The following is a 13,508-nucleotide window of genomic DNA, read 5'->3' as shown; positions in this document are numbered from 1 at the left end:
CGTTACGGGATTCGCCACTGTTGGTATTTGTTGCCGGGGGTGCAGGCGACGACCGAGAGGGCCTTGCCCGCGCCGTTGTTGGTCAGGCAGTTCTGGCCCATGTAGTCCTTGATGTAGACCGCGCCCGCGGTGGGGGCCTCGGCGAGGCGCCAGTTGGTGGAGTGGCCGAAGCCGACGGCGAGTTCGGGACGTGCGGCGTTGCCGTACGGCTGGCCGAGGGCGGGGCCGCTGAGGCTGCAGGTGCTGAAGGTGTCCCAGGTGGAGACCGTGTGCACCCAGCCGTATTGCGTGTGGCCCCCCATGACCACCTCCTTGCCGCCGCCCGGGCCGTCGGCGACCAGGCCGATCCGTCCGCCGTCGGCGACGTTGGTGATGGCGCCCCAGCGGTCGCCACCACAGCCCTGGGGGACGGTCTGGGCCGGGGGTGGAGTGGACGCGGGCGGCTTCGGTTGGTTGCCGCCGCTGTTGCCGCCGCCGGACGCGGAGCCGTTCGCGCCGCCGTTCGCGCCGCCGGTGCCGGGCCCGGCGGGCGGTACGGCGCCGCTCGTGCTGCCGCTGCCCTGGGGTGCGCCGGTCCCGCCCTGGGCGGTGCCCGGCGCCTGGCTGCCGGTGGCGTTCGTACTCGGGGTGCCGGTGGCGGCTCCCGTGGGTGGCACCGACGTTGCGCCCGGATCGCCCTGCGCACCGGCAGGCACCTGGATTCCGGATGCGCCCGGTTTCGCGTTCGGGGTGGTGTGGGTCGGGTCGGACCCGCCGGCGAAGGGCTTGACGTACAGGACGGTGGCGACGACGCCGGCTATGACACCCAGGACCAGAAGCGCGGCGGTTATGCCGTGCCGCTTCCAGGACCCGGCGTTCGCGGGGGTCGCTGCCGCGCCGGGGGTGTCGGTGGCCGATGTCGGGGGTGTCGCAGCCTTCTCGTCGATGGGAACGGCGTCGGGAACGGCGTCGGGAATCGCATCGGGAACCACGCCGGGAATGGCGTCGAGAGCGATCACGGGAACGGCAGCGGGTGTCGAGGGCTCGGCCGTGGGCGGGACCTGTGTCACCGGCGCGGCCTGCGCCTCCGAACTGCCTTCCGCATCACCCTCATCGCCCTCATCGCCCTCACCGGCCACCTCGCCACTCGAAGTCGGTTCGACCTCGGGAGCCTTGCTCGCGGCACCGGCACTTCCACCGCCTACCGCCCCGCTCCCGACCGCCCCGCTCCCAGCCGCCCCGCTCCCAGCCGCCCCACTCCCAGCCGCCCCACTCGCGGCCACGGCACCGACCGCCCTCGCCGCAGCCGCCGCCGACCCACCCGTCATCGCCGCGCGCGCCGCCACCGCCATCGCCGCCGCGTCGGCGTATCGATTCTCCGGCTCCTTGGCCAGCGCCTTCGCGACCAGGACGCGGACCGCCTCGGGGAACTCATCCGACAACTCCGGTGCCGGATCCCTGATGTGCTTGAGCACCACCTCGAACACCGCGCCGGTGAACAGCGCTTCCCTGGCGAGGAGTTCGTAGCAGACGACGCCGATCGCGTATTGATCCGACGCCGGCACCGCGCCACTCCCCCGAGCCTGCTCGGGGGCTATGTACCGAGCCGTGCCGAGCACCGCGTGCGACGCGGTGAGCTTGGTCTCGGCCGTGGAGTGCGCGATGCCGAAGTCGGTGACGGTCACCCGGTCGTCGGCGCCGATCATCAGGTTCGACGGCTTGACGTCCCGGTGCACGATGCCGCGCAGATGCGCCGCGTACAGTGCCTCCAAGGCTTGGGCAACCATGCCGAGCACCCGATCGACGGGCATCTCCTCGGCATCGCTGTCGGCCAGGACCACATCCAGCGGCCGACCACCGACGAGCTCCATGACGATGTACGCGACGCGCGGATCCGACCCGCTCTCCCCATAGTCGTGCACGTCGACGATGCCGGGATGGTCCAGCGCGGCCAAAACCTTCGCCTCACGCCGAAACCGCTCGGCGAACCTGGCATCGGCCAACAGCGCGGGCAGCAGGATCTTCACCGCGACCGACCGTTCGAGCACGCGGTCCTCGGCCCGCCACACCTCGCCCATGGCCCCGCCACCCAGCAACTCGGCGAGTGCGTACCGGCCGCCCAACACCGTGCCCGAACCCCACATGCCTCGTTCCCCCATAGGCTCCAGCGTTCCCGCCCGCCGGCGACGCGCAGTCTGCCAGGGGATCCAGGGCTCAAAGGAAACCGAAGCACCCCCGTCAGGCGATCATTTCATCGCACCGCACCCCCACGGTCCGCCGGGATCCTCTCACTCGGTCCGTCGTACCCCGCGTGCGTGGCTCACGTGTTCGTCGTGCGCAGCCAGGTCAGGACTGCCAGGACTCGGCGGTGGTTGGTGGGGGATGGGGGGAGGGAGAGTTTGTCGAAGATCGCGGTGATGTGCTTCTCGACGGTGCCGGGGGTGAGGGAAAGGGCTCGGCCGATGGCGCTGTTGCGGTGGCCTTCGGCCATGAGGGCGAGGACTTCGCGTTCGCGGGGGGTGAGGGCGGCCAGCGGGTCGCGGCGGTGGCGGCGGGTGAAGAGGGCGGAGACGACCTCGGAGTCGAGGACGGTGCCGCCGGCCGCGACGCGGGTCAGGGCGTCGGAGAGGTCGTCCAGGCGGGAGACGCGGTCCTTGAGCAGATAGCCGACGCCGCCGCCGTCGGCGAGCAGGTCCTCGGCGTAGGACTCCTCCACGTATTGGGACAGGACCAGGATGGCGGTGCCGGGCACATCGCGGCGGATCCGCAGGGCCGCGCGCAGGCCCTCGTCGGTGAAGGTCGGCGGCATCCGCACGTCGACCACGGCGACGTCCGGGCGGTGCGCGGTGACCGCCTCGACCAGCGCGGGACCGTCGCCGACCGCGGCGACCACCTCGCAGCCGATCTCCTCGAGCAGCCGGACCAGGCCCTCCCGCAGCAACATCGAGTCCTCGGCCAACACCACCCGCATCAATGCTCCCCCGCTCCGCTCGCCAAGACCCCGGCCGTGCCGGGACGACCCGCCCGATCACCCGATCATCGGTCGCGACCACTCGTGTCGATGCTCCCCGATCGACGTTCCCGGACTCCACTCGACAGGACCCGGCCGTGCCGAGGATCAACCGGCCCGACCGCCCGCCCCCCGGTCGCGACCACTCGTGTCGATGGTCCCCGGTCAGTGTTCCCCGACCCCGCTCAGGGGGACCTCGGCAAAGAGCGTGGTCGGCCCGCCCGTCGGGCTGTGTACGTCCAGCCGGCCCTCGACCGCGGCCAGCCGGTCGATCAGGCCGGCCAGGCCGTGGCCCTTGCCGGGGTGCGCCCCGCCGCACCCGTCGTCGCGGACGCGTACGAACAGGGTCCGGTCGTCCACCGTCACCGTCACCTCGCAGCGGGTGGCCCGGGCGTGCTTGGCGACGTTGGTCAGGGCCTCGGTTACCACGAAGTACGCCGTGTTCTCCACCGCCGCGGCGAACCGTCGCCCCCGGGGCAGGTCGTCGGTGGTCAGCTCGACCGGGACCGGACAACGCGCCGCCGCCGCGGTCAGCGCCGGGGCCAGGCCCCGGTCGGCCAGGATCGGCGGCGCGATCCCGCGGGAGAGGGCGCGCAGTTCGGACAACGCCTCGTGGCTCTGCGAGATCATCTCGGCCACCAACGGCCTGGCCCGATCCGGATCGTCGTCCAGCCGACGCGCCACCGTCTCCAGGTCCATGGTGAGCCGCACCAGGCGCTGCTGCGGGCCGTCGTGCAGGTCCCGTTCCAGCCGGCGCAGCGTCTGCGCCTCGGCCGCGACCGCGCTGCGGCGTCCGAGCGCGAGTTGTTCGGTCCGAACCTGCAACGCGGCCGTCTCGTCGGTCAGCAGCCCGCGCGCGAGCCCGGCCTGGACCGCCACGAGCGCGCGCACCAGCGGGACCGCCGAGGCGAGCAACACCACACCGATCCCGGTGTTGAAGGCGATGTCGGCCGCTCGTGAGGAGACGCCGAACATCAGGTCCAGCAGTCCCGTGTTGTCCGGGTCGCGCGGAATCGACCACGACCACACCGGATAGAGCAGCTCGCCGAGGCCGCCCACCGTCCAGGTCACCGCGAGGCAGAAACTCACCACGCGCAGCGGGAACGACACCAGTGCGTGTGCCAGGTCCCGCCAGGACTGCGGTTCGCGCAGCGCGCGCAGCCCGGCCTTGAACCCCTCGCCCGTCGCCTCCCGGTACGCGTGCGGCGGCAGCGCCCGGCCGGTGACCGCCGCCACCCGCCGGCGCTCCATCCCGGCGAAATACCGTGCCGCCGCGAGCGTCGCGACCAGGATCGGTACGCCGAGCAGTACCGCGAAGCTCGCCACTCCCACCGCGAATCCGGCCAGCACCACGACGAACGCCGCCAACCCAATCGGCAACCCGGAGAACACAAAGCGCAGTTGCCGGCCGAACCGCCCGGCACCGCGGCCGGCCGCCGTCGGAGCGGGCGTCACCGGGCCGGCCACCGCCGGAGTGGCCGCCGGTTCGAAGGATGCGGTCGACTCGGTCATGAGCCCATCCTCCCCACCCCGCACGACCGCGCCCACCCGGTATTCCCGACACCCGGGGTAGGGCACACCCCCACACCCGACCGGCCACGCCGACGCACGAGGCGCGGGACCGGCCACCGAACGGTGTGGCGCGACGAGCCGGCTCGATACCTCGGCCGGTCGGCTCGTTGCCTCAGCCCGCCGGCTTGATGTTCTGGTTGGCGTGGAACAGGTTGTGCGGGTCGTACCTGTGCTTGATCCCGCCCAGTCGCTCGTAGTGGTCGCGATACGTCGCCTCCACCCGGTCACGGCTCTCGTCGGCGCCGATGAAGTTGACGTACGCACCGCCCATCGAGTGCGGGTGCAGGTCCTGCCAGTAGTCGACGCACCACTGCCGGACGATCTCGGCGTTGGCCGGGTCCGGATCGATGCCGGCGATCACGCCGGACCACCGGGCGTCCCGGTAACCCCACGCGGTGTCCTCGGCGTCGACCCGATGGGCGGCCCCGTCGACCGGGTAGAGGTGCATCGTGGACAGCGCGGTGGGCAGGTTCTCCGCGTACTTGGCGTGGACGTCGATCGCGTCGTCCGAGATCGCGTCGAAGAAGTCGCCGCGCCAGTACCACTGCAGACCGGTGGGCATCAGTTCGTCGAACATGGACTGCAACGCGGGGTAGGGCATCGGCGCGGTGAAGTGGAAGGCGGGCGGGCCCGGTTCGCGGACCGGCGCGAGAGCCTCCTCGGCGGCCTCCGGATCCCCGGTCCAGCACCACACGACGCCGCACATCTTGCGGCCGTGGATCTCCTCCGGGAACGGCGGACCCGGCGGGACCGTGAGCGCCGCGAAGAACCCGTTCAGGTCATCGGCCGCCTGCGGCAGGAACTCGCGGTACCAGCGCAGCACTTCGCCTGTGCGCTCGACCGGCCACAGGGTGACCCCGACGACCACGGTGTCCACCGGGTGCAGGCGGAAACGGAACGAGGTGACGACGCCGAAGTTGCCGCCGCCGCCGCGCAGGGCCCAGAACAGGTCCGGGTGCTCGGACTCGCTCGCGGTCAGGAAGCTGCCGTCCGCCAGCACCACGTCCGCGGCCACCAGACTGTCCACCGTCAGGCCGTACTTGCGGGTGAGGTGGCCGTGTCCGCCGCCGAGGGTGAGGCCCCCGACGCCGGTCGTGGACATGATTCCGGCGGGTACGCCCAAACCGAAGGCGTGCGCGGCGTGGTCGAGGTCGGCGAGCAGACTGCCGCCGCCGACCCGGGCCGTCCGCGCCACCGGGTCCACGCGTACCCAGCGCATCGGCGTCAGGTCCAGGGTCACCGCGTCGTCGACCACGCACAGGCCCGCACCGCTGTGCCCGCCGCCGCGGACCGCGAGGTCGAGGTCGTGCTCGCGGACGAAGTCGACCGCGGCCATCACATCGCCCGCGTCCGTGCACCGCACGATGGCGGCCGGGCGCCGATCGATCATCGCGTTGTAGATCCGGCGTGCCGGGTCGTAGTCGGGATCCTGTGGATCGATGACCGGGCCGCGCAGCGCGCCGCGCATGTCTTCGAGGGTGTTGCCGTCCATGAGCATCTCCCTGAGCGGGACGCGGACCGCAAACCCGCCCGGCCTTGCCCGTGGCCGACCCTCGGTAAGCAATCGTGCGCCAGTACCCCGGCGTCGCCGTGGCCTGCAGGGTGACCGAACGCCGCAGGGCTTACCCATCCAGCCTCTCGCCGAGCACACGGCGGCGCAATTCCGCACCGCGCCGGGGTCGTCGCCGATCCGCCGGTGATGCCGGCGCAAAACCGCCGGCCTGATCGGTGGGCGGGTGATGGAGTGGGGCCATGACGAGTCTGCGTGACACCGCCCTGACCTTCCGCGCACTGCACACCAGTGCCACACCCCTCGCCCTCGCCAACGTCTGGGACGCGGCCGGCGCCCGGCTCGTGGCCGACGCCGGAGCGAGCGCGGTCGCCACCACCAGCGCCGGGGTCGCCTGGGGCCTGGGCGCGGCCGACGGCGATCGGCTCGGCCGCGAACGTGCCCTCGAACTGATCGCGCGCGTGGTGGCCGCGGTCGACGTCCCGGTCACCGCCGACATCGAGAGCGGCTTCGGCGAGGACCTGGAAGGCGTCGCCGAGACCGTTCGCGGGGTGCTGGCCGCCGGCGCCGTCGGAATCAACCTGGAGGACGCCCTGCACACCGGTTCCGTACCGCTGCGGACGCCGGTGGACCAGGCCGAGCGGATCGCCGCCGCGCGGGCCGCCGCGGACGCGGCGGGTGTACCGCTGTTCATCAATGCCCGGCTGGACACCTACCTCCGCGGCGTCGGCGACGGTCCGGCCGAGCGACTGCGCGAGACGCTCGACCGGGCGACCGCCTATCTCGCGGCCGGCGCCGACGGCATCTTCGTCCCCGGCGTCACCGACCCGAGCACCGTGGCCACCCTCGCCGAGGCCCTGCCCGCCCCGCTGAACGTGCTGGTCGGCCCCGGCGCGCCCTCCGTCGCCGAACTCGGCAAGCTCGGCGTGGCCCGGGTCAGCCTCGGCTCGGCCATCGCGGAGGCCGCCTACGCCGTGGTCCGGCGCTCGGCCCGCGAACTGTTCGAGACCGGCACGTACAGCTCGCTCACCGACACGATCCCCTACGGCGACCTGAACGCCCTCCTGGCCCGCTGATCACACCCCGACCGCCGGCGTACCGCCTCATCGGGGCCGTACGCCGGCGGTGCGCCTCCCGGATCCGCCGGCCGCCCGAGCGCGCCCACAGCGAGCCGGCCACCCACCCGAGCCTTCCGGGCCCCGGGCCCGCCGCGCGGACCCGCGTCGCCTAGACGAAGGCCAGCGTGTCGGTACCCGCCGGCCGGCGGAGCAGGGCCAACCGGTCGGCCAGATCGCTGCCCGGCGGCGGGACGTACAACACCACCCGCCGGTTGTCCTCCGGGGTGATCAGCACCTGGCAATCCACCTCCACCAGCCCCAGCACACCGTGCAGGACCCGCATCCGACTGTGCCGACGCACCGCGACCTCGTGCCGGTCCCACAATTCGGCGAACTCCGCGCCGGCCGCGCGCAGCCGCGCCACCAGGTGGTCCACGGCGGGGTCGTCCGGCCGATGCGCCGCGGCGGCGCGCAGATCGGCGACGTGCAGGCGGCTGTAGTAGTCGTGTTCCTCGACCGGGTACGCGGCGCGCTGGGCGGTGTCGCCGAACCAGCGCCAGACCACGTTGCGACCGTGCTCGGAGACCGTGCACACCCCGCCCAGCAGCGCCTGCGCCATCGCGTTCTGCGCCAGCACGTCGCCGATGTCGTTGAGCACCTGGGCCGGCGTGGCCCGCAACTGGTCGAGCAGGTGCAGCAACGTCGGCGCGACCTCGTCACCGACCGGACGCGCCGCGGGCGGGCGATGGCCGGCCAGCAGGTACAGGTGATCGCGCTCGTCGTCGCTCAGCCGCAACGCCCGGGCCAGCGCGCCGAGCATCTGGGTCGACGGCTGCGGCCCGCGGGCCTGCTCCAGGCGGATGTAGTAGTCCGCCGACATGCCCGTGAGCCGGGCCACCTCCTCCCGGCGCAGCCCCGGAGTACGGCGCCGAGGGCCGGCGGGCAGGCCCACGTCCTCGGGAGAGACCCGCTCCCGGGAGCGGCGCAGGAAGTCGGCGAGTTCACCGCGAGCGATCGTCATACGAATCATGGTCGCGCACCCGCCCGCCTCCCAACCTGGGACCCTCGATCCCAGGGTCGGCGAGGCTCTCCCGGGCCGGTGCGGGCGGCGACAGAGTTCCCGTGTCGGGGGAAACGCCCCGGCGCAACGTCACTCGAAGTGCCAGAGCCCGCGGATTCGCGGGCCGGGTGGTTCGGGTCGGTCCACAGGGAGCACACCATGCCCGTCGTCCAGGTCGCCGACGCCAAGGTCCACTACACCACCTCCGGCAGCGGTTCCGGCCCCGCGCTGCTGCTCGTGCACGGCACGGGATCCGTGGGCGCCCCGGTGAACTGGGGTTCGACCGTTCCGCTGCTCGACGACGAGCGGGTGGTGATCACGCCCGACCTGTCCGGGACCGACGCCACCACCGACGAAGGCGGCGCGCTCACCGTCGAGATCCTGGCCGGCCAGGTGATCGCGGTGATCGAGGACGCCGGCCTCGGTCCGGTGGACCTGCTCGGCTTCTCGATGGGATCGACCGTGGCCGCGGCCGTCGCCGCGCTGCGCCCGGACCTGGTCCGCCGACTGATCCTGGTCGCCGGATGGGCGCACGTCGACAGCGACGAATACCTGCGCAACCTGTTCACCGTATGGAAGCGGCTGGGTCGCAGCGACGTCGAGGCGTTCTCCCGGACCGTGACGATGACCGGCTTCAGCCGAGGCTTCCTGAACACGATCGGTCGCGACGCCGTGGAGGCGATGTTGCCGAACATGCCGCCCACTCCGGGCACCCTGCGGCACGTGGACTACGACCTCACCGCCGACATCCGTCCGCTGCTGCCCCGGATCCAGGCCCGCACGCTGGTCGTCGGCTGCCTTCGGGACGCCACCGTGCCGATCGAGCACAGCCGCGCGCTGCACGCCGCGATCGCGCACAGCGCCTACGTCGAGATCGACTCGGGGCACGTGGTGATGTTCGAGAAGCAGGAGGAGTTCGTCGCGCACGTGCGCGACTTCGTCTCCGCCGCGTGAGGTGTCCGAGCCCGCCCGGTGAGGTCTCCGAGGCCGCCCCGCGAAGCGTCCGAACCCGCTCCGCGAAGCGTCCGAGCCCGCCCGGTGAGGTCTCCGAGCCCGCTCCGCGAGGTATCCGAGTCCGCTCCCGCCGAGCCGGGTGGTCCACCCCGGTCGACCACCCGGTCGGGGCCACCCGCGCGGCCGAACGCCGGCCCGATCCGCTCTCACACGCCTCGCCGCCGGGCCGATCGCGGGAAATCCCGCTGACCCCACGGCCCGCCGCGACCCACAATGTGAAACCCGGACCGACCGGGCGAGGGGGGCGACATGGGCGACACGGTGCACGATCTGCTGTGGCATACCGGCCCCGAGGTCGGCGCCGAGCTGATCGACCGACTCGGCGCCCCGGCGCCCGAATCACCCGACACCGGGCCTCGGGCCGGCCGTGCGACACCTCCGCCGCTGATCGCCTACCGACTGCGCCACGGCGTCGCGGCCGGCCTGGTCGGACGACACGGGAAGGGCCGCCGACCCGGCACGCCCGGCAACCCCGAACTGCTGCTGCGGCTGCTCGAACGCGACGATCCCGAGCTCAACGCGACCCTGTACCGGGAGAGCGAGTGGGCCGGCCTGCGCCGCGCGATCCTGAGCCAACGGGCGCACCGCCCCGGCGCCCCCGCCGACGCACTGGTCCCGCTGGACCCCTCGCTGCGTACCGAGCTGACCACCACGACCCACTACGCCCACCTCGAACCCGCCCTGTGGGCGCGCGACCCCGACCTCGCCCTGTGGGCCCTGCTCGCCCACCCGAACCCCGAACCGCTCGCCGCGCTCGCGGCCAGGATCACCCTCCTGAAGGCCGGACAGACCGCCCGGCTGCGCACCGTGTCCCGCCTGACCCGACACCCGCTGCCGGCAGACCTGTCTCCCGCGCTGCGGCGCGAACTCGGCGGCGCGCACATGCTCCGGGACCTCCCGAAGTACCTGGCGAAGGAACTCTCCCCCGAAACGCTGGTACGCCGGGCACGCGGCACGACCACCGTCGGTCGGGCCCGGAGCGTGGTGGCCGGCGTGCCGGTCCCGGACTGGTCCGCGGTCGCCGCCGCGCATCGGGCCGAACCGCTGCCGTGGCACGCCGTGGCCGCGTTCGCCGAGCACCCGCGCTGCCCCCCGGAACTGCTCATGGAGTTCACCGGGAAGTACCCGCAGACGATCGAGGTGATCCCGGTGCCGCCAGCCGAACTGCTGGCCGCGTGCGTCGCCGAGGGCGACGACAGCCGGACCAAGAGCGTGCTGCTGCGCCGGCTCGCGACGAGCACCGCCGACCTCGGCGAACTGCTCGCGGTACGCCCGGCCCGGCTGTTGCTCACCGCGCTCGACCAGGGCCCGGTGTCGGCCGTCGCGGCCCAGGCCGAACTCGCGTACGAGCTCGGCCGGACGCTGCGCGCGCACCTGGACCGCACCGGACCGGCGCTGTGGCCGGCCCTGTACACCGCGCTGCCCACCCTGAACGCGCCGGTCCACGACCTGTTCGCCGAAGCCGAAGCCACGGCGACAGCGACAGCGACAGCGACAAAAGAAACGAAAACGAAAACGGAAGCAGAAGCAGAAGCAGGAACAGAAACGGCGGCCGCACCCACCCCCGCCCCCCGCCCCCGCCCCGGACGCCAAGCCGCCTGGGCCTACACCGTCCTGATCGACCTGGCCGGCACCGCCGACGACGCCACCGCCTTCCTCGACGACGTCCACCTGGCCCCGCTCGCCGGCACCGAGACGCTGCCCGCGTTCCTCGCCGAGCGGCTCGCCGGCATCGGCGGCCCGATCACCCTGCGCGTGCTCGCGGGCAACCCGCACACCCCGCGCGCCATCCTGGACCGACTCGCCCGCCACGCCGACCCGGCGATCACGGCCGCCGTGTACCACAACTCCCGCGCGACCGACGCACAGCGCCGACTCGTGCTCGCCGCACCGCAATTGGACCCGACACTGCGTCAGGACCTGCTGTCCACCGACGATCCGGTCCTGCTGCGCACCCTGCTCGCGGCCCGCGATCCGGAGTTGCTGCGCGCGCTCGCGCTGCGCGACGACCCGCCCCTCGACCGCACAAGCATCCGCACCCAAGACGCCCGCAGGCTCGCCGGCCGGGCGCTGCGCCTGCACGCCGCGCTGCGCCTGGCCGAGACCTCGGGCGTACCGGCGCTCGCGACGCTGCCCGAGGATCCGGAGACCACCGCCGCGTTGCGCACCGGACGCACGGACCCGCTGCGCGCCGCGCTCGCCGAGTCGGCCGAGACGAACCTGCGCGCGTTGGAGTCGGTCCGCGAGTGGGAACAGCGCAGTCCGGTGCCCAAGGGGGAGCTCACCGCCGCCCTGATCGATCCGGCCCCGGACTGGCCGGCCCTGACCGAAGCCGTGCGGGCCGGCCGGTTGTGCGCGTGGATCCGCGGCGCGCTCGGCCGACGCCCCGACGTGAGCGAGCCGTTCGCCCGGGCCGTGGCCAAGCGGGACCCGACGGGTCGCCATCTCTCGCCACACCACGACGTGCCCACCGGCACGCCCGGCCGGACCCACCCGTACCGGCCGCACGTGATCGGCCTGTTCGACAGCGGCGCGCTGACCGTCGAACGCCACCTCGCCGAGACACCCGCCGTCGAGGTGCTCGACGCGGCGCCCCGTTGGCCACGACTGGCCCGGGTGGTGGCCAGGCACCTGCGCGAACACCTGGGCACCGACACCCGGGCGTGGGTGGTCGCCGCACACTTGGCCCGAGGCGACGTGGAACTGACCCTGATCGAACTGGCCGCGACCTCGTCGGCGGCCGCCGGCGGCGCCCCGGACCGGCCGAGCGGCTGTCGGTCGGCACTGGGATCATCGAACGACACCGAGGGGAGGTGACGAACGTGGCGTACGGCGAACGCGCCCCGCAGGCGCCGATCGTGAGCCTGACCGACCGCCGGGCGCTGGAGGCCTGGCGACCGGCCGACGACGAGGTGATCGCGCGGGCCCGCAAGCTCAAGGAAGAGGCGCTGCTCGACTTCGGCATGGAACTGTCGGTCATCGCCTCGTGGTTGTACACCAAGTGCCACCACCACATCCCGACCACCGCGATCGACACGGCGGCCGTGATGGCCTCCGGCGACGGCACCTGCCTGCTCCTGTACAACCCGCAGTTCTTCTGCGATCTGGGCCTGGACGGCGTGAAGTTCGTGCTCTTCCACGAGGCCCGGCACCTGATCCAGCGACACCTGTTCGCCGAGTCCGAGCTGCGTGCCGACCCGGTGTTCACGCTCGCGGCCGAGGTGACCATCAACCACGTCGCGATGACCCGGCTGGGCCGCAGCACGCTGCCCATCCTGCGCCGGACCGACCCGGACACCGGCGCCTCGATCGAGGACCCCACCGGCATCGACCCGCGCAAGGTCCACCGCTCGTACGTCGAAGACCTCACCGGCCAGGGCCTGGAGGCGTTGTCCTACGACGACTTCGTGGACACCGACGCGACGGTCTACGCCGAGCTCAAGCGCATGAAGCACCCGCCGGTGCCGCCCCCGCTGTGCGTGCACGTGATCCTGGGCGAGGGCACCGGAAACAACGACGGCATGGACGGCGAGACGGTCGGCCGGGTGGCCTCGGAGGTGCTGCGCAGCGTCCTGCTCGCCGCCCGTCGAGGCGAGCGGCTGGCCCGGCAGGAGCTGCTCGACCTGCTCGCGCGCACCGACGGCGCCACCGACCGGGCCTCCAAGCTGTGGGGCGACCTGGGCGCGGGCTTCCTGCGCGGCGAGACCCAGCGCACCCGCCGGGTCGAGTGGTGGCAGCAGTGGCTGGTGGACGTCCTGGCCTCCAAGCTGCGCGAGGGCGAGCGCCTGGTCTATCCGAAGAAGCGCGGCGCGCTGCTCGCCGCCCTCGGCCACGACCCGATGCTCGCCCGGCGCGGCCTGGAGCGCACCAAGGTCGTGGTGATCGCCTACGACACCTCGGGTTCGATGCCCGACCAGGTGGTGAGCTGGCTGACCGAGCTGGTCGGCAAGGCCGAAGGCGTCGAGACGCACTGGCTCAGCTTCGACGGCACCGTGATGCCGTTCAAGCCGGGCGAGCGGGTGCTGGGCGGCGGCGGCACCAACTTCCAGAACGTGGCCGACTACGTCGAGGGCCGACTGGCGATCGAGGGATCGGGCCGCTTCGAGGAATCGGTCGACGCGGTGGTGATGCTCACCGACGGCTACGCGCCGCCGATCACCCCCGCCGACCCGGACAAATGGATCTGGTTGATCACCGAGGGCGGGGACGACTGGCCCGAGCGGCACCACCCGCCCATGGACTGTCATCGCGTCGTCACCGGCGACCACTGATCCGGGGCCCGTCGATGCCGACGCGCCTCGCCGA

9 protein-coding genes are annotated in these 13,508 nt (G+C 72.9%); 4 read left to right on the top strand and 5 right to left on the bottom strand.

Annotation, left to right across the window (positions count from 1 at the left end; translation table 11 throughout):
• Positions 1 to 2: 2 nt before the first annotated feature.
• The 4 genes from ACWCPW_RS05285 to ACWCPW_RS05270 form a co-directional block, all read right to left on the bottom strand.
• The gene (locus ACWCPW_RS05285; protein WP_449760240.1) at positions 3 to 2,138 is read right to left on the bottom strand and encodes a protein kinase domain-containing protein; all 2,136 of its coding nucleotides are present in this window, start codon (positions 2,136 to 2,138) and stop codon (positions 3 to 5) included.
• Between the two features lie 161 nt (positions 2,139 to 2,299).
• The gene (locus ACWCPW_RS05280; RefSeq protein WP_449760239.1) at positions 2,300 to 2,950 is read right to left on the bottom strand and encodes a response regulator transcription factor; all 651 of its coding nucleotides are present in this window, start codon (positions 2,948 to 2,950) and stop codon (positions 2,300 to 2,302) included.
• A 204-nt stretch (positions 2,951 to 3,154) separates the two neighbouring features.
• Positions 3,155 to 4,501: a sensor histidine kinase gene (locus ACWCPW_RS05275; RefSeq protein ID WP_449760238.1), complete on the bottom strand. Its 1,347-nt coding sequence runs from the start codon at positions 4,499 to 4,501 to the stop codon at positions 3,155 to 3,157.
• 172 nt (positions 4,502 to 4,673) lie between these two features.
• The gene (locus tag ACWCPW_RS05270) at positions 4,674 to 6,053 is read right to left on the bottom strand and encodes an FAD-binding oxidoreductase (RefSeq protein WP_449760237.1); all 1,380 of its coding nucleotides are present in this window, start codon (positions 6,051 to 6,053) and stop codon (positions 4,674 to 4,676) included.
• 260 nt (positions 6,054 to 6,313) lie between these two features.
• On the opposite strand from ACWCPW_RS05270, the gene ACWCPW_RS05265 reads away from it, so the two are divergent.
• The gene (locus tag ACWCPW_RS05265; protein WP_449760236.1) at positions 6,314 to 7,147 is read left to right on the top strand and encodes an isocitrate lyase/PEP mutase family protein; all 834 of its coding nucleotides are present in this window, start codon (positions 6,314 to 6,316) and stop codon (positions 7,145 to 7,147) included.
• 151 nt (positions 7,148 to 7,298) lie between these two features.
• Here ACWCPW_RS05265 and ACWCPW_RS05260 read toward each other — a convergent pair whose 3' ends face one another.
• Complete coding sequence (locus ACWCPW_RS05260; protein ID WP_449760235.1) at positions 7,299 to 8,159, bottom strand: helix-turn-helix transcriptional regulator; 861 nt, start codon at positions 8,157 to 8,159, stop codon at positions 7,299 to 7,301.
• 189 nt (positions 8,160 to 8,348) lie between these two features.
• Between ACWCPW_RS05260 and ACWCPW_RS05255 the strand changes: the two genes are divergently transcribed.
• From ACWCPW_RS05255 to ACWCPW_RS05245, 3 genes are all read left to right on the top strand, one after another.
• A complete protein-coding gene (locus tag ACWCPW_RS05255) occupies positions 8,349 to 9,143 on the top strand; it encodes an alpha/beta fold hydrolase (RefSeq protein ID WP_449760234.1) in 795 nt (264 codons plus the stop codon).
• Between the two features lie 309 nt (positions 9,144 to 9,452).
• Positions 9,453 to 12,020 (top strand): hypothetical protein, encoded by a 2,568-nt coding sequence (locus ACWCPW_RS05250; RefSeq protein ID WP_449760233.1) that lies wholly within the window; start codon positions 9,453 to 9,455, stop codon positions 12,018 to 12,020.
• Between the two features lie 5 nt (positions 12,021 to 12,025).
• The gene (locus ACWCPW_RS05245) at positions 12,026 to 13,474 is read left to right on the top strand and encodes a DUF2201 family putative metallopeptidase (RefSeq protein WP_449760533.1); all 1,449 of its coding nucleotides are present in this window, start codon (positions 12,026 to 12,028) and stop codon (positions 13,472 to 13,474) included.
• The last annotated feature ends 34 nt before the right edge of the window (positions 13,475 to 13,508 follow it).

This window comes from Embleya sp. NPDC001921 (assembly GCF_053594475.1).
Note: the sequence above shows the minus strand (reverse complement) of the source record. Positions and strands in the feature narration are given on the sequence as shown.